The organism is Algoriphagus taiwanensis (assembly GCF_036245645.1).
GTDB classification, from domain to species: Bacteria; Bacteroidota; Bacteroidia; order Cytophagales; family Cyclobacteriaceae; genus Algoriphagus; species Algoriphagus taiwanensis.
In genome coordinates this window covers 113,508-136,164 of record NZ_BTPE01000013.1, presented here as the reverse complement: position 1 = coordinate 136,164, position 22,657 = coordinate 113,508, and the positions used below count along the sequence as shown (strand labels likewise).

21 protein-coding genes are annotated in these 22,657 nt (G+C 44.1%); 8 read left to right on the top strand and 13 right to left on the bottom strand.

What is annotated here, in order from left to right:
• Nucleotides 1-311: 311 nt before the first annotated feature.
• Both AAA938_RS16740 and AAA938_RS16735 read left to right on the top strand, forming a co-directional pair.
• On the top strand, nt 312-1,892 hold the full coding sequence (locus tag AAA938_RS16740) for an NAD(P)/FAD-dependent oxidoreductase (protein ID WP_338229906.1): 1,581 nt from the start codon (nt 312-314) through the stop codon (nt 1,890-1,892).
• A 273-nt stretch (nt 1,893-2,165) separates the two neighbouring features.
• Nucleotides 2,166-3,569 (top strand): exonuclease domain-containing protein, encoded by a 1,404-nt coding sequence (locus tag AAA938_RS16735; RefSeq protein WP_338229905.1) that lies wholly within the window; start codon nt 2,166-2,168, stop codon nt 3,567-3,569.
• Nucleotides 3,570-3,617: 48 nt separating this feature from the next.
• On the opposite strand, the gene AAA938_RS16730 is transcribed toward AAA938_RS16735, so the two are convergent.
• On the bottom strand, nt 3,618-5,660 hold the full coding sequence (locus AAA938_RS16730) for a S9 family peptidase (protein WP_338229904.1): 2,043 nt from the start codon (nt 5,658-5,660) through the stop codon (nt 3,618-3,620).
• Nucleotides 5,661-6,014: 354 nt separating this feature from the next.
• On the opposite strand from AAA938_RS16730, the gene mscL reads away from it, so the two are divergent.
• Nucleotides 6,015-6,440: a large-conductance mechanosensitive channel protein MscL gene (mscL, locus tag AAA938_RS16725; RefSeq protein ID WP_338229903.1), complete on the top strand. Its 426-nt coding sequence runs from the start codon at nt 6,015-6,017 to the stop codon at nt 6,438-6,440.
• 59 nt (nt 6,441-6,499) lie between these two features.
• On the opposite strand, the gene AAA938_RS16720 is transcribed toward mscL, so the two are convergent.
• The 11 genes from AAA938_RS16720 to AAA938_RS16670 all read right to left on the bottom strand — a co-directional run bounded on the left by AAA938_RS16720 (nt 6,500) and on the right by AAA938_RS16670 (nt 18,108).
• Entirely contained in the window at nt 6,500-6,946 is a 447-nt protein-coding gene (locus tag AAA938_RS16720; RefSeq protein ID WP_338229902.1) for a hypothetical protein, read from the bottom strand.
• A gap of 144 nt (nt 6,947-7,090) precedes the next feature.
• On the bottom strand, nt 7,091-7,444 hold the full coding sequence (locus AAA938_RS16715; protein WP_338229901.1) for a hypothetical protein: 354 nt from the start codon (nt 7,442-7,444) through the stop codon (nt 7,091-7,093).
• 31 nt (nt 7,445-7,475) lie between these two features.
• Nucleotides 7,476-8,021, bottom strand: coding sequence for an RNA polymerase sigma factor (locus AAA938_RS16710; RefSeq protein ID WP_338229900.1), 546 nt, complete (start codon nt 8,019-8,021; stop codon nt 7,476-7,478).
• Nucleotides 8,022-8,108: 87 nt separating this feature from the next.
• Entirely contained in the window at nt 8,109-9,032 is a 924-nt protein-coding gene (locus tag AAA938_RS16705) for a universal stress protein (RefSeq protein WP_338229899.1), read from the bottom strand.
• A 432-nt stretch (nt 9,033-9,464) separates the two neighbouring features.
• Entirely contained in the window at nt 9,465-10,940 is a 1,476-nt protein-coding gene (locus AAA938_RS16700) for a lipopolysaccharide biosynthesis protein (protein WP_338229898.1), read from the bottom strand.
• Nucleotides 10,941-10,982: 42 nt separating this feature from the next.
• A complete protein-coding gene (locus tag AAA938_RS16695; RefSeq protein ID WP_338229897.1) occupies nt 10,983-11,099 on the bottom strand; it encodes a FeoB-associated Cys-rich membrane protein in 117 nt (38 codons plus the stop codon).
• A 3-nt stretch (nt 11,100-11,102) separates the two neighbouring features.
• Nucleotides 11,103-13,235 carry a ferrous iron transport protein B gene (gene feoB / locus AAA938_RS16690; protein ID WP_338229896.1) on the bottom strand — a complete coding sequence of 711 codons (2,133 nt, stop codon included), beginning with the start codon at nt 13,233-13,235 and terminating at the stop codon, nt 11,103-11,105.
• A 5-nt stretch (nt 13,236-13,240) separates the two neighbouring features.
• A complete protein-coding gene (locus AAA938_RS16685; protein WP_338229895.1) occupies nt 13,241-13,462 on the bottom strand; it encodes a FeoA family protein in 222 nt (73 codons plus the stop codon).
• Nucleotides 13,463-13,539: 77 nt separating this feature from the next.
• The gene (locus tag AAA938_RS16680) at nt 13,540-14,175 is read right to left on the bottom strand and encodes a hypothetical protein (protein ID WP_338229894.1); all 636 of its coding nucleotides are present in this window, start codon (nt 14,173-14,175) and stop codon (nt 13,540-13,542) included.
• Nucleotides 14,176-14,248: 73 nt separating this feature from the next.
• Entirely contained in the window at nt 14,249-16,651 is a 2,403-nt protein-coding gene (locus AAA938_RS16675) for a TonB-dependent receptor (protein WP_338229893.1), read from the bottom strand.
• A 194-nt stretch (nt 16,652-16,845) separates the two neighbouring features.
• Nucleotides 16,846-18,108 (bottom strand): NAD(P)/FAD-dependent oxidoreductase, encoded by a 1,263-nt coding sequence (locus tag AAA938_RS16670; RefSeq protein WP_338229892.1) that lies wholly within the window; start codon nt 18,106-18,108, stop codon nt 16,846-16,848.
• Between the two features lie 278 nt (nt 18,109-18,386).
• Here AAA938_RS16670 and AAA938_RS16665 point away from each other — a divergent pair, with 278 nt between their 5' ends.
• Nucleotides 18,387-19,043 (top strand): Crp/Fnr family transcriptional regulator, encoded by a 657-nt coding sequence (locus AAA938_RS16665; protein WP_338229890.1) that lies wholly within the window; start codon nt 18,387-18,389, stop codon nt 19,041-19,043.
• Here the strand turns inward: AAA938_RS16665 and AAA938_RS16660 are convergent, their stop codons facing one another.
• Nucleotides 19,044-19,847, bottom strand: coding sequence for a universal stress protein (locus AAA938_RS16660; RefSeq protein ID WP_338229889.1), 804 nt, complete (start codon nt 19,845-19,847; stop codon nt 19,044-19,046).
• Between the two features lie 405 nt (nt 19,848-20,252).
• On the opposite strand from AAA938_RS16660, the gene AAA938_RS16655 reads away from it, so the two are divergent.
• From AAA938_RS16655 to AAA938_RS16640, 4 genes are all read left to right on the top strand, one after another.
• Nucleotides 20,253-21,059 (top strand): sulfite exporter TauE/SafE family protein, encoded by an 807-nt coding sequence (locus tag AAA938_RS16655; protein ID WP_338229888.1) that lies wholly within the window; start codon nt 20,253-20,255, stop codon nt 21,057-21,059.
• 4 nt (nt 21,060-21,063) lie between these two features.
• Complete coding sequence (locus AAA938_RS16650; RefSeq protein ID WP_338229887.1) at nt 21,064-21,939, top strand: sterol desaturase family protein; 876 nt, start codon at nt 21,064-21,066, stop codon at nt 21,937-21,939.
• On the top strand, nt 21,921-22,178 hold the full coding sequence (locus tag AAA938_RS16645) for a hypothetical protein (protein ID WP_338229886.1): 258 nt from the start codon (nt 21,921-21,923) through the stop codon (nt 22,176-22,178). Before AAA938_RS16650 ends, AAA938_RS16645 begins: the two co-directional genes overlap by 19 nt.
• A gap of 74 nt (nt 22,179-22,252) precedes the next feature.
• The gene (locus AAA938_RS16640; protein WP_338229885.1) at nt 22,253-22,588 is read left to right on the top strand and encodes a rhodanese-like domain-containing protein; all 336 of its coding nucleotides are present in this window, start codon (nt 22,253-22,255) and stop codon (nt 22,586-22,588) included.
• Nucleotides 22,589-22,657 lie beyond the last annotated feature (69 nt).

The following is a 22,657-nucleotide window of genomic DNA, read 5'->3' as shown; positions in this document are numbered from 1 at the left end:
GGTATCAAGTATCAAGTAGAACAATTTAGAATTAAATGAGCTGCAAGAAATTGCGGCTTTTTCTTTTTTTCATCAGGCTCAATCCGATTCATTATCAGTAAGAAAGTCCCTAAACACTCAATAACCAATAACCCACTCTTCAATCCATGGACTGTGGTCTATTGAAATTGGATTTCCAGTCACCAATAACTTAATAACTTAATAACTAATAACCCAATAACCCAATAACCCATTACTAATACCTATCATCCGGCCAACTTCTCGATTCCGCTTCCTACCTTTGCATGACTTTAAGGATAAATACCTTACCCATGAAAAAAGAATTTTCTCTCAAGCTCAGCCCAGAAGAGGCTTACGATACTGAGCTTTTCCAGCAAGCAGTACTCAAAAGAGCGGGTTTAGCCCCAGATTTACCTCAGGCTTTTGCCAGACAAACCCGAAGATCCATCGATGCCCGTGGCAGAAAAGTCATTGTGAACGTGGAGGTTGAACTTTTTATCAATGAAAACCCCGGTTCTCTTCTTGATCATGCTCCTGATTATCCTTTTGTAGGAAATGCCGAAGCTTTGATTATTGTTGGGGCCGGACCGGCAGGGATGTTTGCGGCCCTAAGAGCTATCGAACTCGGAATCAAACCTATTCTCATCGAACGGGGAAAAGATGTTCGTGCGCGGAGAAGGGATCTGGCAGCTATCAATAAGGAAGGAATCGTCAATCCTGACTCCAATTACTGCTTCGGGGAAGGTGGGGCAGGAACTTACTCAGACGGCAAGCTTTATACCCGTTCAAAAAAGAGAGGGGATATCCGCAGAATCATGGAGATTCTAGTGGCACATGGTGCAACTGAGGAGATTCTGGTAGATGCCCATCCCCACATTGGCACCAACAAGCTTCCCGTTTTAGTAGCCAAGCTTCGGGAAAGTATATTGGAAGCAGGAGGAGAGATTCATTTTGAGACTCGTGTTGAGGATTTGATTATTAAAGAAGACGAGATCCAAGGGGTAGTCACTCAGGCAGGAGATCAAATCCATGGAATCGGGGTTATTTTGGCAACAGGACATTCAGCAAGGGATATTTTTCAGCTTTTGGATAGAAAAAAGGTATTTATCGAAGCCAAGCCTTTTGCTTTGGGTGTGCGCATAGAGCATGCTCAAAACCTCATTGACCGAATTCAATACCATTGTGAGGTAGATCGTGGTCCCTACTTGCCGGCCTCATCCTATTCCTTGGTTCACCAGACTCAGTTTCAGGGCAAGCAAAGAGGCGTATTCTCCTTCTGCATGTGTCCGGGAGGATTTATTGTTCCTGCTGCTACAGCCCCCGGAGAATTGGTCGTGAATGGGATGAGTCCTAGTCGTAGAGATTCAAGATTTGCAAACTCGGGCATGGTGGTCTCTGTGGAATTGGAAGATTTGCCTCAATATCAAAAATACGGAGCCTTAGCTGCCATGCACTTCCAGGCGGAAATCGAGCAAAAGGCATGGGAATTGGGCGGCAAAACCCAAACCGCGCCCGCTCAGCGAATGGTGGATTTTGTCAAAAAGCGGGTGAGTAGCTCTCTTTTGGATACCTCTTATCAACCTGGATTGAATTCGGTAGAAATGCGAGAGGTATTGCCTCCATTTATCGCAGAACGAATGGCCATGGCATTTACTGCTTTTGGGCAAAAGATGAAAGGCTACTATACCAATGAGGCTCAAATCATCGGCGTGGAAAGCCGGACTTCATCTCCGGTCAGAATTCCCCGGGACCGAGAGAGCTTTGAGCATCCTCAAATCAAACGCCTGTATCCTTGTGGAGAAGGGGCTGGCTATGCCGGAGGCATTGTCTCTGCTGCGATGGACGGGGAGCGATGCGCGGAAAAGCTGATTGCAGCCTATGCGAAGAAGTAGGGATTTTTGTCGGATTTCGGATGTAAGGTGACCGATGTCCGATGTCTGATGACCGATGTCGGATGTTGGATGTTGGATGACCGATGTAGGATGTCCGATGTCCGTTGTCTGATGAGACCGAAGCTGGAAGACGGAAGACGGAAGAAGGGTGTAACTGCCAGCTGTCTACTATTTTTTGCCTACTGCCCACTGCCCACTGCCCACCGCTCAACTGGAATCCGTCATTTTTTGTCAATTAATCCCTAGGAAAAAGACAAATGCCTACTTTTAGCTATGGAATTTGCCATTGTAGATATTGAGACTACGGGAGGTTCTCCTGCTTCTGGGGGAATCACTGAGATAGCTGTAGTGATTCATGATGGAGAAAAAATCACCGGAGAATACCAGACTCTGATCAATCCCCAGCAGGCAATTCCCCACTACATCACCGGTCTCACCGGAATAGATCAAGCTATGGTGCAGGATGCGCCTACTTTTTCTGAGATCTCCGAGGAGCTTTGGGATTTATTGGAAAACCGGGTTTTTGTGGCCCATCAGGTAAATTTTGATTTTGGATTTATCCGAACGGCTTTTCTGAAAGAAGGGAAAAATATGACCAATGCCAAGCTCTGCACGGTCAGACTGGCCAGAAAAGCCTTTCCCGGCCTTCCTTCTTATAGTTTGGGCAGGATTTGTGAAAATCAGCGCATCCCTATCCTTGCCCGCCACAGGGCTATGGGAGATGCCAAAGCCACCGCGATTCTCTTTGATCGGATGATCAATCAGCAGCCTGAGGTAGTTTATTCTTCTCTGAAGAAAAGAGTTGGTGAAAGCTACCTTCCGCCCAACTTTTCCCCTGCCAGATTTCGGGAGATTCCCGAAGCATGTGGGGTTTATTACATGATGAACTCCTCCGGAAAAGTGATCTATGTCGGAAAAGCCAATAATATCAAGGAAAGATTCAAAGGGCATTTTTCAGGAAATATACTTCCCCATATCAAGCAACAACTCAAAGCTGAGACCATGGACTTACGCTGGCAATTGACTGGATCGGAGATGATGGCCTTGCTTTTGGAGGCATTGGAGATAAAAAAACTCTGGCCCAAGTACAACTCAGCATTGAAGTTGCCCAAAACCCTTTGGGGAATATTTGACTATCAGGATTCCTCGGGCTATTTGAGATTTCAAGTGGCCAAGGTTTCCAAAAACCTCCGTCCTCTGGAGACATTTTTTTCCTCAGAAGAAGCCCTGGGCTTTTTGAAATCAGGAATTGAAAATTTTCAGCTTTGCAAAAAACTCAGCGGGCTGCGAAAGGTGACCTGTGAAACGGTTCAGGATGAGATCTGTCAGGGAGCCTGCAAATCGCAAGAAGAGCCGAAAAGCTACAACGTCCGAGCAAAGGAGTTCATCTCTCTGATTCGAAAAAGTAAGCTGGACTTGATCCTTGAGCTTCCAGGAAGAGAAGAAGAGGAAAAGGCCATTTGTTATTTTGAAAATGGCATGCTTAGCCGATTTGGCTTTATTCAAGATTGGGCTGGGGATATCAATTCTCTGGAAGTGGTGCCAAAGGTTCCGGAGACTTTTTATGTGCTTCGACAGTTTTTACCCAAGCTGAATCAGGATTCTATCCGTGTTTTGGAAGGAGAAGAAATCCCCGCCAAAAGTGAGCAGCAATTGGGACTAGGCTGGAATTGGTAAAAAAGGGATAAGAAACCAGCGTTTCCTGATTCCTTATCCCTTTTCAGGTTATTCAGCTTTTCCTTCCAGCATCAGCAAAAAGGTATATTCCAAGGCCAATTCCTTCAGGGCATTAAACCGGCCTGAGGCTCCTCCGTGTCCTGCCTCCATATTGGTATGTAGGAGAAGAAGATGGGAATCGGTTTTCAATTCTCTGAGTTTGGCTACCCATTTGGTGGGTTCCCAATACTGGACCTGAGAGTCATGCAAGCCGGAAGTCACCAACAAATTGGGATAGTCTTTGGCCTCGACATTATCGTAAGGAGAGTAGGAGAGCATATACTCGTAATACTCCTTATTCTTAGGATTTCCCCATTCCTGAAACTCTCCCGTAGTTAGAGGAATGCTTTCGTCCAGCATGGTAGTGACCACATCTACAAAAGGAACGTTGGCAATGACCCCATGGAATAATTCCGGACGCATATTGATCACTGCACCCATCAGTAGTCCACCGGCACTTCCTCCCATGGCATAAAGCCGGGATGCACTTGTCATTTTTTCAGCAATTACCTTTTCTGCACATGCGATGAAGTCTGTAAAGGTGTTTCGCTTTTTCAGCAATTTCCCATCTTCATACCATGGCCTTCCCAAATCTTCTCCTCCCCGAATATGGGCTATCGCAAAGACAAATCCCCGATCCAATAAGCTCAAGCGGGTACTGGAGAAGTAGGCATCCATACTGAATCCATAGGACCCATAGGCATAGAGTAGGAGGGGATTGTCTCCGTTTTGAGAGAAAAGAGACTTCTTATACACCAGAGAAATGGGAACCAGTACCCCATCCTCTGCAGTAGCCCAAATTCTGTGGGATTGATATGCTGAAGAATCATAGCCCCCGACTATTTCCTGCTGTTTGAGCAAGAGCTTTTTCCGGGTAGGCATATGGTAGTCAAAGGTAGAATTCGGAGTAGTCAATGAAGTGTACCCAAATCTGAGCATATCGGACTCAAACTCCGGATTGATGCTAATCCATGCGGTGTAGGTATCTTCTTCAAAATCCAGAAAATGTCCCTCTGCCTCCCAAGGTTTGATAAAGATTTTGGTCAGTCCGTTTGATCGTTCTTGTGTGACCAAATAGCCAGAGAAAAGCTCAAAATTTTCGAATAGAACTTCTTTTCTATGGGGGATTTCATCCTGCCAATTCTCCTTGCCGGTTTGGGTAACCTGAGTTTTTACCAGTTTGAAATTGGTAGCCTGATCGTTGGTTCGAATCCAAAAATAATCTCCATAGTGGTCGGCCGCGTATTCCAGATGAGGAATTCGGGCTTGCAACACTTGGAATTCCCCGGAAGGATTATCCGATTTGAGGAATCGCATTTCGGAAGAAATGGTACTGGAGGAGTGAATGAAAATGTAGTCCTCCGATTTGGACTTATGAACAGCACAGGTGAACTCTTCATCTTTTTCCTCAAAAATCAGAACATCTTCCTCAGGCTTAGTGCCCAAGACGTGCCGATAAATCTGAAAAGAGCGAAGGGTTTGTGGATCCTGCTTGGAATAAAAGATAGTCTGATTATCTGCTGCCCAAGTCAAGTTTCCAGTTACTTGTGGAATTGACTCAGAAAGAATTTCTCCTGTCTCCAGATTTTTGAAATGAATGGTAAAAATCCTTCTTCCCACCTCATCGGCAGCAAATGCCAGCATTTTTTGATTGGGTGAAGAGGAGGTTCCGCCGACTTGGTAATAGGCTTTTCCTTTAGCCAATTCATTGACATCCAAAAGTACTTCCTCAGGACCTTCCAAACTCCCCGCCTTTCGGCAATAGATGGGGTATTCTGCTCCCTGAGTATATCTCACATACCAGTAAAATCCCGATTTGAAATAGGGTACGCTTTGGTCGTCCTCTTTGATTCTGCCTTTCATTTCCTCAAAAAGCCGGTTTTTGAATTCCTCTTTCGGCTTCATGATTTCCTCGAGGTAGGCATTTTCTTCATTCAGGTAGGAAATGACTTCCGGGTTTTCCCGCTCATTCATCCAATAATAAGGGTCCACTCGTTGGTGACCGTGGATTTCAAGAATTTTCTCTTTTTTGGGTGCTTGAGGTACTTTCATTTAGGATAATTTTTGGATTGCAAGGATAAGGAAAAATTCAACCTCGCTAGTGAAATCAAAAGCGAAAAAGGACCGAAAATGGAATGGAATAGATTTTCATGTCATTGGAAATTTAACTATCCCATATGCAAAGTTCAGGGTTAGGAGATGAAGACTGAAGCTGCAAAACTTGCTGAAAACTTTATCCTAAGGACAAATAAAGGTACCTAAATACCCAAAAAGCAGCATCTAAATCCATGCCTTGCCAAAAATAGTTTTACAATAAGCCGAAAATGAAACGCAGTTTTTTGTAGATGTCTTTGAATTAGCTATTTTCCGAGTAATTAAACCATCATCAACCTAACCTTTCACCTTATGGGATTTATTAAAGAATTCAAGGAGTTTGCCGTCAAGGGCAACGTAATTGACCTGGCAGTCGGTGTGATTATTGGCGGAGCTTTCGGCAAGATTGTTTCCTCCTTTGTCAATGACATCATTATGCCTCCAATTGGCATACTTCTAGGCGGAGTTGATTTCAAAGAGCTTTCTGTAGTACTCAAGGAAGCTACTACCAATGAGGCAGGGGAAGCAGTGGCAGCAGTGACTTTGAACTATGGGATGTTTATCCAAAACGTAGTTGATTTTGTCATTATCGCTTTTGTAATTTTCCTCGCTATCAAAGGAGTGAACAAAATGAACCGCAAAAAGGAGGAAGCTCCTGCGCCACCTCCAGCACCGCCTGCACCTACGCCTTCTGAGAAGTTGCTCGAAGAAATCAGAGACTTGCTCAAGAAGCAATAAAAAAAGGTCCGGAATTCACGAATTCCGGGCCTTTTTCATTTTTGAGGGAAGTAATTCGGCTAAAACCCGCCACCTCCGCCACCTCTTTGTCTTTGGTAAAGCTGTCGGGTAAAATCCCGTGCGATATTGTTCAGCATCAGAATCTGCTTGGCCGTCAGCACACCCGAGGCTTTTTGCACAAACTGCTGCTCTTCATTCAATAGTGCCTGCTGCAATTCAAATCGCTTTTTGATCCGTTCTTTGGCTTGTTCCTCGCTGATGGATTCTGAGTTTCGATTGAGCTCAGCTATTTGCCTCATGGTAGCCTCCCTTTTGTCGTTGTACTCGTTGAATATAGGCCAAAACTTTTCTGCCTGTTCTGGCTTTAGATCGATCCGGGTGGTAATAAAGGCTATTCGGGCAGCCTGTAGCTTTTCGGGGTCAATTTGTCCCGGTCGCTGAGCAAAACTTTCCCAAGTCACCAATACCAATACCAGGGTGATAAGTAAGGATTGTATTTTCTTCATTTTGATTTCATTTAGCTTTTTTCTTCACTTGTTCCAAGTAGGCAAATGATGCAAATTTTAGGATAGCCTTCGGAAGATATTCTCTTCTCCTCGTTTTATTCAAATCCTTCGAATTCCTTTGAGTTTCCTTTTGCAATTTATCTTTTAGAACCAGTTTTCTTCTTCGATATAAAATAGCCCTTCCTCAGGCAATTCTTCTTCAATGATTTGATCCAATATGGAATTGGGATCCTCGGCCATGCTCAGTACATCCTCAGCGGTCCATTGGTTACTTTCTATGTAGAGTATGGCTTCTTCTTCAAGGCTCAGTTGCTCATTTTGATTGGATACAGAGCTCCACTGCCACCAACCGAAGGAAAGAACCAGAGCTGCTGCCGCTGCATATTTGATCCAGGGATTGGATTTTTTGGCAGAGGCTTTTTCCAGAATCCGGTCCGGAAGCTGCTCAAAGTACCCCTCAGGTGCTTTAAATTCTTTGAATTTAGGTAACTGTTCCATCTTTTTTTAGACCCATTTATAGGCCATAGGTTTATTCTTGTAAGACAAAATGCTCAATTTTTTTAACTGCATGGTGAAAACTCGCCTTCAATGCTCCCACACTTGTTCCTGTTATTTCTGAGATCTGCTCATAGCTGAGATCTTCCTGATGCTTCAGGTTGAACACCAACCTTTGCTTTTCCGGAAGAAGTAGTAGTGCCTTTTGAAGTTTGATTTGGATTTGATCTCCATCGAAATTTCCGGGCTGATCGAGATAGGACTCCAATCTTTCCTGATGGTCATCTATGGAAAAAAAGAATCGCTTTTTCTTTTTCTCCAGAAAGGTGAGGGTTTCATTGGTCGCAATCCGATAGAGCCAGGTGAAAAGGGAAGAATTTCCCTCAAATTTCTCCAAATACCGATAAGCTTTGATGAAAGTGTTTTGTGTCAGGTCATCGGCATCCTCGTGGATAAGGACCATGCGTCGGATGACATTGTAAACTTTCTTTTGATAGGTTTCGATCAGTAGCCTGAAACCCAGCTCACGCGTAAACGGAGAACTTATTTGTTCCAGAATTTTTTGATCGATTTCTTTCATGTACCCCGTTTGGACTTGCCAAGGACTGGAAGGTTTAATCTAAAAAAAAATGAGTCGAATTTTTCGACTCATTGGAATGATTTCTTTTTAGATCTCCAGAATATAATCCAGAATTCCAGCATTTTTTCCTTTAGGCCTGGTGACAAGGAGAGGAAGGCTGTCATTGTATTGGATCAATCGCTCGGCCATACTGCCAATAAAAAGTGCTGTGGCGGCAGTTCTTCCCTTTGCCCCGATGATGATTCCATCCACATTTTGCTCGAGAGCCATATTGACAATTTCCTGTACCGGATCATCGTCATCATCCTTGGTGTATATGGGGATGATTTTCAGGCCTTTGGTATCGATCTTACGGATAAACTTCTTGTAATTGATCTCGGCATGCATCCGCATGATTTCAGTAAATTCCTCGTAGCTTTTCCCTGTAAAATGATATCCAGTGGGCACACTGAATACATTTTGACAGATAATTTCCGCATTGCCCCCGTGTTTTTCTACAATCATGATTGCCTCCTCAAGGGCGTCTTTGGAGTATTCAGAAAAATCACTCGGTACAAGAAGCCTGTTGATTTTGGGTTTGGATCCTTCCGGCACGATCAATAGGGAGCAACTTGCTCTTCGGGCCAAGCGCTGGGAAGCGACTCCTGTACCAGGAAGGTCTACTTTTCGCCCGATGAGGATCATGTCTACCGATTTTTCTTCGGCAAGTTTGAGGATCTTTTTGGAGAGGTTGCCCTCTTTGACCACATAGCTGATCGAAATGCCTTTGAGTTTGGGAAAATGCTCCTCTACCAATTTCTCCATGGCTTCCTTTCTTTCGTTGACCATGTTTTCTACCAGATTGGGAAATTCTTCCAAAATCTCCTTGGGGATAGAAAGGTTTTTGATGACGTTGGTAAAGTATATCTTCTTGGTTTGGTTGACTTTAGCGATGAAAGCAGCATGCTCAATCAGCGTCTGGTCAAGCGGGGTTTGATCGAGGCAAACGATCATTTTTTTAATCAGGTACATGGCAAGCGCGGTTTTGCAATGCAAATTTACATTGACACAATTAATCTATTCAGAATTTGGCAAAATATTATTTTGAATTTTTCTTCCCTCTCTCACTTAGACCTCATAATTGGATTTTGAACAAGGTTTAAGAAAAAATAAAATTTGGCAAGGGTAAAAGGCGTGCTTTACATCCTAGGAGAAATGGCGCTCTTCTTTGCTATAATTTCTTTCTGAGCCAACTCCTTCCTGTCAAAATCGTATATTTGCACTATCCGGGCCGTCGACATGTTCGAACTTCACAATTAAAAAACAATTCCGAGTGAAGCCCTCTCCAAAAACAGGCCTCACCCTGATCTCGATCAGGGCCTCGCACAAAAAGCAGGATAACAGTGGAAGTTTGCGGTTTTAAGGCAGCTCAAATCTTGTCTATAAAAGAGGTTTCGTAACACTCTAAGGCCCGGATTTTTTCACCAGCTTTTTAAGATATTCCCATTCATCCTTTCCCACATTCAGGGCCATGGACATCACTCCGTAAATCCCGAGGATAAAGACACTTTTGAGAATTAGGTTAGCTATGGGTCCGAGGCCATCTGTAGAATATCTTCCAAGTGAAAGTACCATAGCTCCTATGAATAAAATCCGAAGCGTATCCCAACTGAAAGGATCCAAACTCAATTTCCACTTCAGATATCCATATTTGATCCCATTGAAAATCAGCATAACTAGCGCAGAACCTATTGCTGCCCCGTCGATACCATAAATGGGAATCAACCAGTAATTGACTCCGATGATGAGGACACTCATGGCTATAGTCAGGACGAGGTTGAATCGGTAGTACTTTGAAAAAACCAGAATCTCACTGTTGATGGAGAAGCCTACGTCGAAGATTTTTCCCAAAGCAATATAGAATACCACCCATTTTCCGGCCTGATAGATTTCCCTGTTGGGGACAAAGTGGTAAATCTGATCAATGTTTCCCCAAATCAGAGCGAAAATCAGCAGACAGATGTACAATTGTCGGTTGGAAATCTGTCTGTAGAGTTGGTTGATTTCCCCAATTCGATCTTTGGCAAAATGCTCAGCCACCACAGGCATAGCCACCTGAGAGACCGCCCTTCGGGGAAGTTCGATGACCAAAGCCATGTAAAAGGCAATGGAATAGATGGCATTGGCTTCCAATCCGACCATGGCACTGACCATGATGCTGTCGATCTTCATAATCAAAGTAGATGCAGCTGTGGCTAAAAAAGTGATCAGACTAAACTTTAGAAATGAGCTTCTGAATCCCGGAGGGAAGTTTTTCCAGCGAAAATCCAAAACCAGAACTTTTCTCCAAACCAAAAAAATCAATACTCCCAGAAAGGCTAAGCCATAAACCCCAATCAAACCCATCATCACCTGATCAAAATCAATCCAGTCCAGAAGGTAAAGGCAAACCAAAACTGAGGTCAAAAACCGAAGGAAAACTTCCCGAAAGAAGGTAGGAACGGCCACTTTCAGAAAAGACCGGGCATAGGCATCCATCACACTTCCCAAGAGAGCAAACAAGGTGATCAGCAGGACTATTCCCAAGAAATCCACAACCTCAGGAGAGTTGACAGCAAAAATTCGAATCACCTCCTCTTTAAATCCCAGAAATAAAGCTCCTACGACCAAAAATCCGAGAAGGGAAAAGGCCAATCCATAGCTTAGAAAAGCGGATTGATTGGATTCGAGTTTGGGAAAATACCGGGTGATGCCGTGGCCTACACCCAACTGGGCAAAAGGAACAAAAAGGAGTGCTAAATCCTGAATGGTTCGGAATATTCCCAGTTCGTTGGCATCAAGGGCATAGGGGTAGAGCCAAAGGACGTTTACATAACCGATCAGTACACCCAGGTAAGAAAAAACGGCAGTGAGAATGCTTTGGCTGGCGATTTTGCCCATGGGCTAAATGTATCAAAAAAATCAGAACCTGAAAATTGCTCCTTAAGGCTTAGCGCATTTATCGCATCCCGGCTGTGTTTTGGGCTTGACCATAAACTTCCGGATCAAAAATACAGCTGCTGCCAAAACCAACAATCCGACGATTACTTCCTGCCACATGATTTAAGATAGGATTTGGTAGGTGATGAATGCGGTTAGATAGGCCAGTCCAGACATGTAAATAGTCTGAAGAATTGGCCATCTCCAGCCTTTGGTTTCTCTTTTTACCACCGCCAGCGTACTCATACACTGCATGGCAAAAACATAAAACACCATCAAAGAGAAGGAAGTTGCGACATTGAAGGTTTTTTCCCCGGTATTGGCATTCACTTGCTGGGCCAGCTTCTCACGTATGGTCAATTCATCTTCTACATCGCCCTCAATGCTATAGATAGTAGCAATAGTGGAGATGAAGACTTCTCTGGCAGCAAAAGAGGTGATCAAAGCTATCCCGATTTTCCAATCGTATCCCAAGGGTCGGATGACAGGTTCGATCGCTCTGCCCATGATGCCGATAAAGGAGTTTTCAAGAAGTAGGGAACTGGTTTCAGCCTCGATAAGGGCAATTTCTTCTTCTCCGTTGGCTTGTTCGATTTTGACTTGAGCTTCTGCTCTGATTTGATCCATTCTACTAGGTGGGCCATAAGAGGCAAGAACCCAAAGCAAAATAGAAATGGCTAAAATCACCTTACCTGCTTCGAAAACGAAAGTTTTGGACTTTTCGATCATGGTGAGCCCCACATCAGCCCATCTTGGAAGCCGGTAGGGAGGCAACTCGGAGAGTAGGAAGCTTTTTTCATCTGTTTTCAGGATCAGCTTCAAAAAGAAGGAGGTGATTAAAACCCCAATAATGCCCAGCAGGTAAAGGCTCAATAAGGCCAAGGCCTGCAAATTGACAAAGCCCATCACGACTTCATCCGGTACCGTAAGACCGATCAAAATGATGTAAACCGGAAGTCTTGCTGAGCAACTCATCAGAGGGGTTACCATGATGGTGATCATTTTTTCCTTCCAGTTGGAAATATTGCGTGTGGCCATGATGCCCGGAATTGCGCAGGCTACTCCTGATACTAGCGGTACGATACTTTTGCCATGAAGCCCAAAAGGTCTCATCCATCTATCCATCAAAAAGACCACCCTAGACATGTATCCGGTATCCTCCAAAATGGCCAAGAAACCGAATAGAAGAGCGATTTGTGGAATGAAAATCACTACGCCGCCGATTCCCGGCACAATTCCCTCGGCTAATAAGCTGGTCAAAGGACCTTCCGGTAGCCAGCCGACAAGTCTTGTGCTGATGTCCGCAAAGAATCCATCAATCCAGTCCATGGGATAGGAGGCCCAGGTGAAAATGGCCTGGAAAATCAGTAAAAGGATCAAACCAAAAATGACATATCCCCAAACGGGGTGGAGGGTAAGCTGATCAAATTTGGATTTGGGCTTCACCTCTTCCTTTTTTGCCACAGCCTTGGTCACCAAATCGGTGATCTTCTTGTATCTCAGCTTAGTTTCTTCAAGTTGAGCTTCTTCCAAGTTAAATTGAATGGAATCCAAAAGGTCGGAAATCCATTTTCTTTCTTCGACAGGCATGGCCTTATCCTTAGATCCAAAACGGATCATCTGATAGGCCTGATAGTGATTTTCGAGTTGAAATCTTTCTGCTACGCTATCCAAAATCTCAGCTGGAATCACCTGACGTATATCCACAAAGGTGGAGGCTTTGGAGAAATTCTTCTCTCCGATTAATTGCTTGACCTGATCAAGTCCCTTTTGGCTTCTTGCATCGGTAGATACGATAGGCACGCCGAGTGCTTTGAACAGCTCATAGGTTTTGATCTCTATTTTTCTCTTTTCCGCAAGGTCGGACATGTTCAGAATCACAGCCAGATTGACTCCTAGGTCGATCAATTGGGAAGCCAGGAAAAGCCCTCTGGAAAGCTGGGAAGAGTCAATGACCATCAACACAAAATCCGGCCGGTCTTCGATCCGGGTATGATTCAATACCCTATGGGCAATGATTTCGTCTTCTGAGTTGGGGAAAAGACTGTAGGTTCCGGGTAGATCTACAATCTCAAAAGTCGCCTCGCTTAAATGGAGCAAGCCAGTTTTCTTGTCTACGGTCACTCCGGGATAATTCCCGATTTTTTGGTTTAACCCGGTCAGATAGTTGAAAATCGTCGATTTACCCACATTAGGATTCCCGATGATTGCAACTTTTTGTGTGCGTGTGGTAGAAGAAAGAAGGGCTTCAGACATGGGCTTCAGATCAGTTCGACTTCGATTAATGCAGCCTCTGATTTTCTGAGCGCAAGGAGCGTCTCTTCCATTCGGAATGCTTTTGGGCCACCTGAAGGAGCTTCATGCTGCAGGGTGATTTTTTTTCCGGGCAAGAATCCTAATTCCATCAAATTCAATTTCAATGGGGAGGGAAGAATTTCAAGGATTTTTCCGGTTTGATCTATCCTGAGCTGATCAGCTGTCATTGGGCGTTTTTTGGGCTTAGTGCCGCAAAAGTAGGGGTATTTGGAATGAATCTAAAGAAAAATAAAGAAGATTTTTGTCAGTTTTTTGAACGAACGCTCAAAATCTCATTGGAGATTTGGAATGTTTCTCCGTTTTCGAGGACAAGGTTGAAGCTGAGCTTGAGATCCAAATTATTTCCGGGGTCTTTTTTCAAACCCACCTTAAAGAAATCCTCTAAAATCAAGGTTAATCCTTCCCCTATGAACTCGTCAATGGGGATCAGAGTGGAGTTGAAGAAACTATTCATGCCAAAAGAGTCTGAAAGATCTTGTCCCACTTCCCATCGTGTACCATCTCCCAGGATTACCTCTTCCTGATTGATGATGCTGAGTCCAATCAATTTTTTATCTACTGTAATCGGGGGAGGGCTGCATGCATAGGCTGTGCCTAGATTCCAGGAAAAGCCTGAAGGCCTTTCTTCAGATGAAATCAGGTCAAATTCCTTGATTCTGAAAGCTTTTACCACTTGATCGTAAGGCTGATTAAGGGTGGGATTGATTTGCTGCCCTCCTGTGGAAAAGGTAAATAGCTCAAAGGATCGGATTCTTGCACTTTGCTCAGGGAAAGTAGGATTGCATCCACAGGGATTGTTGCAGAGAATGCCACAACCTCCCGGGACTAATGCCAAGAATGCAAGCAGAACAAGGGTCAATCCCAATTTTTTCGCAGCCATCTGAAAATTAGTAAGTAGGTAAAGATAACTTCCTCAATGGCTTAAAGTTATGCGAAATTGAATTTTCTTTTCTTTAAAAAGAAGCTTTGAGGCTTAAGGTAAAGTTTCGCCCAGGAGCTACAATCCCTGAACTATAGGGTCTATAGCGCAAATTTCCCATATTTTCCACACCGGCATTGACCTGCAAAAAGGAAAAGGCCTGATAGGAGGCATTAAGGCTAAAGATGGTCCAAGCCGGGGAATAGGGATTTCCGTTTTCATCCTGAGCATAGATGAAAGTCTTGGATTTCTCTTCTTCTGGCATGTTTTCAAACGACCGCTCCGCGCTGTATTGGGAGGTAAGTTCAATACGAAGATCTTTATGGGTATAGGTCAATCGGGTGAGTCCAAATGCCGGAGCCGCATGGCGGGAAGGACTTTGGGTGGCATCGTCCAATTCTTCCGTCCCTTTCTGCCAATTGTATCTGGAGGTAAGAACCCAGTTTCGGGATAGAGCCCATTCGAAACCTGCTTGAATCCCATAGACTTCGGTGAATGCTGCGTTTTGTATGGCTAAGACTTGGCTGAGCTCTCCTTCGTAGATGATTTCATCCTCTCCATTGAGCTCGAAGGGTCTTCGGACTAAGGCATTGTCTAGGTAAGTAACAAAGCCTGTGAGGTCGATTTTGAGCTTGTTTTGAAAATGCTTGTTCAGATTGAGTTCAAAATTATAGGCATACTCTGGTTTCAAATCAGGATTGGGAACCACCACAGCGCCGGGTTCTGAATCAAAAATTTTTCCGATGTCATCTACATTTGGAGCTCTGAAGCCCGTGGAGAAAACAGGGGAGATGGACAAGCTTGGCTCCGGAGTGTAGACCAATCCAAGATTTCCGGTAAGGGATTGATTTTGTTGACTGGCCTTACTGAAGGGTAGGGGAAAAAACTCCGTGTTGTTTCCAAAATCTGCATCCAGACTTACCCAATTGTAGCGCAAGGCAGTCTGAATTTTCCATTGAGAAGAAAGCACTCCAAAAAAGTTGCCATAAGCGGCCAAGGAGGCCCAATTCGAATCGGGGTACCTCGCCGAGGCTTTTTGAGATTCTCCTGATTCTATATTTCTCTCCGAGCCGGTGGATTCTACCCGATTAGTTACCCCTTCCAGTCCGTAGGTAAAATAATTCTCATTTTTTAGACTTTTGAAAAAATCCGCATTGAGAGAGTAGGCATTCACTTTTTCTCTTCGGTCAAACTCCAAGACGCTTTCAAATCTCCTGTCGATACGACTTTCCTCGAAGTATTGCTGCGCAATAATCACCTTTACCTGATCAAACCATTTGTTTTCGGCCTGATAGGTCCATTTCAGATTATTCATCATCCAAATCTGAGGACCATAATCCCATCTGGCAAATCTTAGTTTTCCGTTTCGCTCTTCCAGAAGACGATCATATCTGGGAATATCGGTGGTTTTGGAATAATGAAAGCCATAGTCCCAAGTAGATCGGGCATTGGGTTTCCATTCGGCTTTTTGCATGAGGTTGAGTTGTTGATAGCCACTTCCTACCTGCACCAAGGGATCAGGATTGTTGATTTCCACATCCTCTCCGTCCACCTGACCGGCATATTTGAGTCTGAGATAAGAATCTGGACCTCCGGAATTTCCCATTTTTGGGTCTCCATATCCAAAGTGGGTAGCGCTAGTGACAAACTTCCATTTTTTGCCTCCGTAGGACAAATCCGTGTGGAAGGTTTTTTCACCGTAAGCTGAGGATAATCTGCTGATTAAGTTGCCGCTGAAGCCTTCTGTTCGGGGTTGCAAAGTTTCAAAATTCATCACTCCTCCTATCGCATCAGAGCCGTACATGACCGAACCGGGGCCAAATAAAATTTCTGTTTTTCCCAGAGAAAACGGATCCAGAGAAATGACATTTTGGAGATTTCCGCTTCTGAAAATGGCCGTATTCATTCTCACCCCATCTATGGCATAAAGCAGGCGATTGGCAGAAAATCCCCGAATCATGGGACTTCCTCCTCCCAGTTGGCTTTTTTGGATAAAAACCTCACCCGAAGATCCCAGCCAATCTGCGGAGTTGGCTGGATTGCGTATGGATAGCTGTTCAGGATTGAGCCGGACTATTTTACTGGATACTTCTTGGCTGTTTTGTTCCCACCTGCTGGCAGAGATGACTGCAAAATCCAATACCAGAGGACTGATTTCCAGTTCGATCACTCCATTCATCGATTGGATTTGAGCCCAAGAAAGTTTGAGGGATTCATAGCCCATCATCTGAACTTGAATGGCATTTATACCTTCAAACGTTGACAAATCCGCCTGTCCTTTTGCATCGGTAAGTCTGCTGATTCCCAGCTCCTGAGAATAAATCAATACCCCTTCGATCGGCTGACGGCTCTCCTTGTCAACGACACGAATGCTTTGGCCAAAGCCAAAAGAAGTGAAATTCAACAAAAGGAAGGTGAAAAGAAGGAGTCTTTGCATAGCTAGGTGCAAAGCAAAAGTAAGCCGCGAATTAATCCAAAATATTTTATTCAGATGGAATAGAATGGGCTTTTTGGTAGCAATTGCTTCTTCTTGATTTGTTCTTATTTCAAAAAAAAGAAGGAAAGCACCATGCTCAGATACATTTCCTGAGCCTTGGAGACTTTCCTTCTTCGGATTTAAGGAGGGTGGACTTAGGCTTTTCCTCTCAGCATCAGATTCCAATACATAAATGGCAATCCGTATTTCTTGAGCAACCACATGCTGTACTGCTCTTTGGTAGTGTCGACGAAGGTCGAGATCATCGGGTCGCTATCCTTCACGTTGTCGTATTTAAACTCGCAAAGCAACATTTTGCCGTAGCCGGTGACGATAGGGCAGGAAGAGTATCCTTCGTAGGATTTACTTCCAACATTACCGGATTGGATAAGTCTAAGCAGATTTTCAACCAGGACGGGCGCTTGCTTGCGGATCGCTGCACCGGTTTTGGCTGTAGGCAGATGGGCCACGTCTCCGATGGAGAAAATATTCGGATATCGCTTATGCTGCATGGTATGAATGTCCACATCTATCCAGCCTTTTCCAGGGCCTTCCTGGATGGAAACCTTGGAATCGCGGATAAACTTTGGAGCCGCCTGAGGTGGGGCCAGATGCAGCATGTCGTAATGCACTTTGATTTCTGTAGCCCCGGTCAGCTCTTCCCCAAGGGGATTTCCCTCCATGATGGTACAGTTACTTTCTCCCGGTTTGGAATATTGAAAGTAGATTTCCTGCTTTTCGGGATCAATTTTGATTGGTGCGTAGAAAGGTTTGAAAATGATGTTCCGGTCGTGAATGATTTTATTCAGCGTCTTGGCAAACTCCGGAACTCCAAAGATGACCGTCCCAGGGGTGGCAAAAAGGACATTGGTTTTGTCACGGATTCCTTTTTTACGGAAGTAATCCTCCGCCATATACATGATCTTTTGCGGAGCACCCCCGCATTTGATCGGAGTGGTTGGCTGAGTAAACACTGCATTTCCGCCTTTGAAGTTTTGAAGTACTTCCCAAGTGTGCTCTGGATCGGTGTAGTTGGAGCAAACCACTCCTTTGTCCATCGCTTCAGTAAGGCCAGGTAAAAGTTCCGGAGCCATCACCAAGCCTGGAACAGGAATCAAATAGTCGTAGGTGAAATCTCCTGAATTGGCTGTCGAAACCTGATTGAGATCCGGATCTATCGCAGTAGCCTTATCCTTGATCCATTCTACTCCTTTTGGGATGTAGTCTGCTTCATCTCTTTCAGTTTCTTTGAAATCAAAAGCACCGGCACCTACCAAGGTCCAGGCGGGCTGATAATAATGTTTTTCAGAAGGTTCGATCAATCCGATATTCAGAGAGGAATCCTTTCTTTTCAGTTGGGCTGCGATGGTGATCCCGGCAGTTCCTCCGCCAATGATCAAAATTTGATAATGTTTCATTTGATTAAGGGTTTCTTCTGGAATTTTTGATTTTTGGAAATAGAGGAAGGAAAACTCTTTCACCTTTTTCCGCAGAATCTGATCCAGTCAATTAGTCCTGGGTTTTTATTAACTGGAAGAAAGGTACTTAGCTCCTTTATTAAAATTGGTGATAATTGTCACCTTTTCGCCTGATCTTTTGAAAGAGATCAGGGAAGATGAAGAATGGTTTTTCCAAGTGACATTTATCACTAAATTCGTATGTGTCCCCAGGACATTTTTGCAAATTGTTTTTGAAAATGACACTAGAAAAGCTCAAGCAATCCTTACCCGAATTAACCGATCCAAAATTGCTTCAGGCCATTTTGGACAAAGGTCAAGTCATGCACTTGCCATCCGGAAAAACACTCATGGAACCAGGCCAATTTATAAAGGCAGTTCCTTTGGTGATTGACGGTTCCATCAAAATCATGAGAATGGATGAAGATGGGAAAGAGTTGTTTTTGTATTACCTGGAAGAGGGGGAGACCTGCGCACTTTCTCTCACCTGCTGCTCGGCAGCCAAGCCAAGTGAAATAAAAGCTGTAGTGGAGGAAGATGCCACGATAATTTTTATCCCAGTTCAGATTCACGAGCAGTGGGTCGATGAATTCAAGCAGTGGAAAGATTTTGTGTCCAGTACCTATCAGCAGCGATTCCGGGAAATGCTTATTGCTCTCGATGCAGTCGCATTTAAACGGATGGATGAGCGACTGATGCGCTATATCGTCACCAAAATGAAGCAGCTCAAAGCCAATGAACTGCACACTACCCATCAGGAAATAGCCAATGAATTGGGTACTTCGAGGGAGGTAATTTCCCGTCTTCTGAAGCAATTGGAGAAGAAAAAATGGATTGAACTGGGAAGAAATGTGATCTACATCCGGGATGATTTTGAAGAGTTGATCAGCAAATGATCAATTCATGATCAGGAGCGGAATATGGGTATGGTAAGCCATGGCTACCGACTCGCTTTTTTCCAAAATTTGCTTCCACAAATTCTTATGCTCATGACACATAACGAGGATGGTGTTTTCATGCTCATCCAGGTATTCCTCCAAACCTGCAGAAGCAGATTCTGCATAATACGTGTGGATTCTTACCGGTAGCTCTGGGTATTTTTTTTCTAAATATTTTTCCAGTCCCAGCACAGAAAGCTGGTCCCGGAATTCCTGCTGAGTCTGGACATGTAAAAATTCCAATCCCAATTGCCAACGCTGGGACATATTCACGATCCAATCGATAAACTTCTCCTCATGATTGGCAAATTCTAGTGCCAACGTCACTTTTTTGATACCAGCGATATTGGCCTTTTCGGGAATGATTAATACCGGACAGGTCGCCTCTCGAATCATATTTACAGCTGTAGATCCAATCAGGACTTTATTGATCCCGCTAGCGCCCTTTGTTCCCATCAGAATGAGGGTAGCATTTTCCTCCTCCGCCAATCTGGCAACAGCAATAGCCGGACTTCCTTCCAGTAATTTGTGGCTCATTTTGACCTCAGATGCTGTATAAGTTTTGGTGAGGGCATTTAGCTGTTTTTCTCCATCTCGATACATGGATTCCAGAGCTATGGCTGCCTGAGATGCAAAATCATAGACTATCTCGATCACATGGACTAGGATGACTTGTCCATGTTTTTTTCCAGCCATAGTTACGGCTAGTTCAAGCGCCTTAATGGAATTGGGAGAAAAGTCTACAGGGACAATGATCTTCATAGGGGTGTAGTTTGTACTCGTTAATTTAAGATTTATCAATCGTTAAATTCCTTTTCGAAATAGATATTAATGGAAATTTCATACAGCTTATTCCAGAATTGATTCTATCAGAAAAAGGAATTGGCAATTCCTGAAGCTTTTCCTTTTCTTGGAAGCAAGTTGATTTAATCAGAAATGCCAGGATTAAGTCTCCACTGGAAAGGGATGATTACCTTTGGAAGAGACTGTGAAAAACAGGATTAAAGCATTGAGCAGAATTTTATAGGATTTTGCCAGAGAGAGCAGGGTTTCCTGAGGGCAAGCTTGTAAATGGTCGGGGTTTGTAAGTTGGCATGTAACATTTGTCACCGCTTCCCGGCTTCTGGTCCACCTACTTTTGTGGACAGAAATCTAAAAAAAAAGACTATGGATATTGTTGTCCTTATTGGATTTGCAGCCGCAATATTGATTGGAGTGAGTTTGGGACTTATCGGGGGCGGAGGTTCTATCCTTACCGTTCCGGTATTGGTTTACATTCTGGGAGTGGACCCAGTTTTGGCCACGGCATATTCCCTTTTTGTGGTAGGATCCACCTCTTTGGTTGGTGCGGGTACCTATATGAAGAAAGGCTTGGTCAACTACAAGACGGCTATCGTATTTGCCATTCCTTCCTTTATCGCAGTATTTCTGACCAGGAAGTTCTTGGTTCCGGCTTTGCCTGACCCGCTTTTCACTTTGGGCAGTGCGGAGATCACCAAAAATATAGGGATCATGGTGTTTTTCGCTCTCATCATGCTTGCAGCGTCTATTTCAATGATTCGGAATAAGAAGTGTGTCGATTGTGATGAAAATGAGGAGATTAAGTTCAACTTCCCGATGATCGCACTGGAAGGGTCTGTGGTAGGATTGATTACAGGGATTGTCGGTGCCGGTGGAGGGTTTTTGATCATTCCGGCTTTGGTGCTTTTGGCCAGATTACCTATGAAAATGGCTGTGGGGACCTCCCTGCTCATTATTGCAGCCAAATCTTTGATTGGATTTTTGGGAGATGTGTCTACCCAAACCATCGACTGGAACATGTTGTTGATCTTTACCGGATTGTCCATTGTGGGGATATTTATCGGAAGCGCCCTTTCCAAGAAAATCAATGAGAAAGCTCTGAAAAAGGGGTTTGGCTGGTTTGTACTCGTGATGGGTGTCTACATCATTGCAAAAGAATTAATGAGTCTATAAAGCTATGCTTAGCGAGTATTTCAAAATCTTTCTTGACGGGTATTACGGATACTGGAACTACCTCAAATCCGAGGTACTCTATCCATCTTGGCACAATTACTTTTATTGGCTAGTCGGATTATCTCTTCTGGTTTGGGTACTGGAATTGGTTTTTCCATGGAGGAAAAATCAGCCTGCTTTCCGTAAGGATTTCTGGCTGGATGCCTTTTACATGTTTTTCAACTTTTTTCTTTTCTCCTTAGTCGTTTACAATTCCCTGTCCAATGTGGCAGTAGAAGCCTTCAATGACTTTCTGGGCCTATTTGGGATTTCCAATTTGGTAGCAATCCACGTGGCTTCCTGGCCTGGTTGGGCTCAATTTCTGCTCATGTTTGTGGTAGCGGATTTTATCCAATGGAATGTGCACAGATGGCTGCACAGAAGTCCTTGGCTTTGGGAGTTTCACAAGGTTCACCACTCTGTGGAGCAAATGGGCTTTGCTGCTCACCTTCGCTATCATTGGATGGAGACGATCGTGTACAAATCTGTCCAATACATTCCTTTGGCAATGATTGGGTTTGGACTGGATGATTTCTTTATCCTGCACATCTTCACCATCGCCATCGGTCATCTCAACCATGCCAATATTAAAATCACCTACGGCCCATTGAAATATGTCCTGAATAACCCGGTCATGCACCTTTGGCATCATGCCAAGCACTTGCCTGAGGGCAGCCATGGAGTGAATTATGGGATTTCATTAAGCCTTTGGGATTACCTGTTTGGGACCGCTTACATTCCCAACGAGAATGAAAACGAACCGCTGGGTTTTGAGCATGTGGAAGAATTTCCCAAGACCTTTTGGCAACAAATCACCTACCCGTGGAACAAAAAGAACTAAACCGAAAAGTCTTTTACAACAGTTGGAGCTTTGTCATCGTCCTTTGTCTGGCGCTGGGTCTGGCTCCAATCACTCAAGAACCTCACATCTGGGGGAAACTTCGCTGGGTGGCAGGTGGAGCTGTGGGAATGAAACTCATCGATTGGGGTGACTTGCTCATGCACGGGATTCCATGGGTGCTCTTGATTCGACTTTCTTTCTTGGAGGTTAAAAAGAAATTCACACCAGCCAAAGGCTGAATCTCTGCAAGTGACTTTTATTACTGATAGTCAGGATGCAAGTGGGGTAACTTTGAAGAAAAAATAAAACAACCATGTTTGACTTCTTCAAAACCACACCAAAAAACTACGAAGACATTCCCTCAGGTCCTTTTCATGACCTGATGCTGCAGCCCGACACCGTTATTCTGGATGTCCGTACTCCGGGAGAATTTGCCGGAGGCAAAATCCGCGGTGCAAGAAATCTCGACATCATGTCCAGAGATTTTGTGAATCAGATCAAAAATCTTCCCAAGGACAAAACCTACCTCGTGTATTGCCGAAGTGGAAACCGAAGCGGGCAAGCTTGCGGAATAATGGCTGATATGGGCTTCAAAAACTTGAAAAATCTGGCAGGAGGCATCATGAGATGGCCTTTTGAAACAGTATAAAATAAATAGGTTGATAAGTTTGGGTTAATGAAAAAGACCGGGTCCAATGGGATTCGGTTTTTTTTATTG

Bases quoted from the DNA above. Each gene is read 5' to 3' on its own strand.
- AAA938_RS16720 (WP_338229902.1), bottom strand. From the start codon at position 6,946: ATGAAGAAAATACAATCCTTACTTATCACCCTGGTATTGGTATTGGTG.
- AAA938_RS16675 (WP_338229893.1), bottom strand. From the start codon at position 16,651: ATGCAAAGACTCCTTCTTTTCACCTTCCTTTTGTTGAATTTCACTTCT.
- AAA938_RS16665 (WP_338229890.1), top strand. From the start codon at position 18,387: ATGACACTAGAAAAGCTCAAGCAATCCTTACCCGAATTAACCGATCCA.
- mscL (WP_338229903.1), top strand. From the start codon at position 6,015: ATGGGATTTATTAAAGAATTCAAGGAGTTTGCCGTCAAGGGCAACGTA.
- AAA938_RS16670 (WP_338229892.1), bottom strand. From the start codon at position 18,108: ATGAAACATTATCAAATTTTGATCATTGGCGGAGGAACTGCCGGGATC.
- AAA938_RS16715 (WP_338229901.1), bottom strand. From the start codon at position 7,444: ATGGAACAGTTACCTAAATTCAAAGAATTTAAAGCACCTGAGGGGTAC.
- AAA938_RS16685 (WP_338229895.1), bottom strand. From the start codon at position 13,462: ATGACAGCTGATCAGCTCAGGATAGATCAAACCGGAAAAATCCTTGAA.
- AAA938_RS16730 (WP_338229904.1), bottom strand. From the start codon at position 5,660: ATGAAAGTACCTCAAGCACCCAAAAAAGAGAAAATTCTTGAAATCCAC.
- AAA938_RS16700 (WP_338229898.1), bottom strand. From the start codon at position 10,940: ATGGGCAAAATCGCCAGCCAAAGCATTCTCACTGCCGTTTTTTCTTAC.
- AAA938_RS16640 (WP_338229885.1), top strand. From the start codon at position 22,253: ATGTTTGACTTCTTCAAAACCACACCAAAAAACTACGAAGACATTCCC.
- AAA938_RS16705 (WP_338229899.1), bottom strand. From the start codon at position 9,032: ATGTACCTGATTAAAAAAATGATCGTTTGCCTCGATCAAACCCCGCTT.
- AAA938_RS16660 (WP_338229889.1), bottom strand. From the start codon at position 19,847: ATGAAGATCATTGTCCCTGTAGACTTTTCTCCCAATTCCATTAAGGCG.
- AAA938_RS16710 (WP_338229900.1), bottom strand. From the start codon at position 8,021: ATGAAAGAAATCGATCAAAAAATTCTGGAACAAATAAGTTCTCCGTTT.
- AAA938_RS16735 (WP_338229905.1), top strand. From the start codon at position 2,166: ATGGAATTTGCCATTGTAGATATTGAGACTACGGGAGGTTCTCCTGCT.
- AAA938_RS16740 (WP_338229906.1), top strand. From the start codon at position 312: ATGAAAAAAGAATTTTCTCTCAAGCTCAGCCCAGAAGAGGCTTACGAT.
- AAA938_RS16655 (WP_338229888.1), top strand. From the start codon at position 20,253: ATGGATATTGTTGTCCTTATTGGATTTGCAGCCGCAATATTGATTGGA.
- feoB (WP_338229896.1), bottom strand. From the start codon at position 13,235: ATGTCTGAAGCCCTTCTTTCTTCTACCACACGCACACAAAAAGTTGCA.
- AAA938_RS16650 (WP_338229887.1), top strand. From the start codon at position 21,064: ATGCTTAGCGAGTATTTCAAAATCTTTCTTGACGGGTATTACGGATAC.
- AAA938_RS16680 (WP_338229894.1), bottom strand. From the start codon at position 14,175: ATGGCTGCGAAAAAATTGGGATTGACCCTTGTTCTGCTTGCATTCTTG.
- AAA938_RS16695 (WP_338229897.1), bottom strand. From the start codon at position 11,099: ATGTGGCAGGAAGTAATCGTCGGATTGTTGGTTTTGGCAGCAGCTGTA.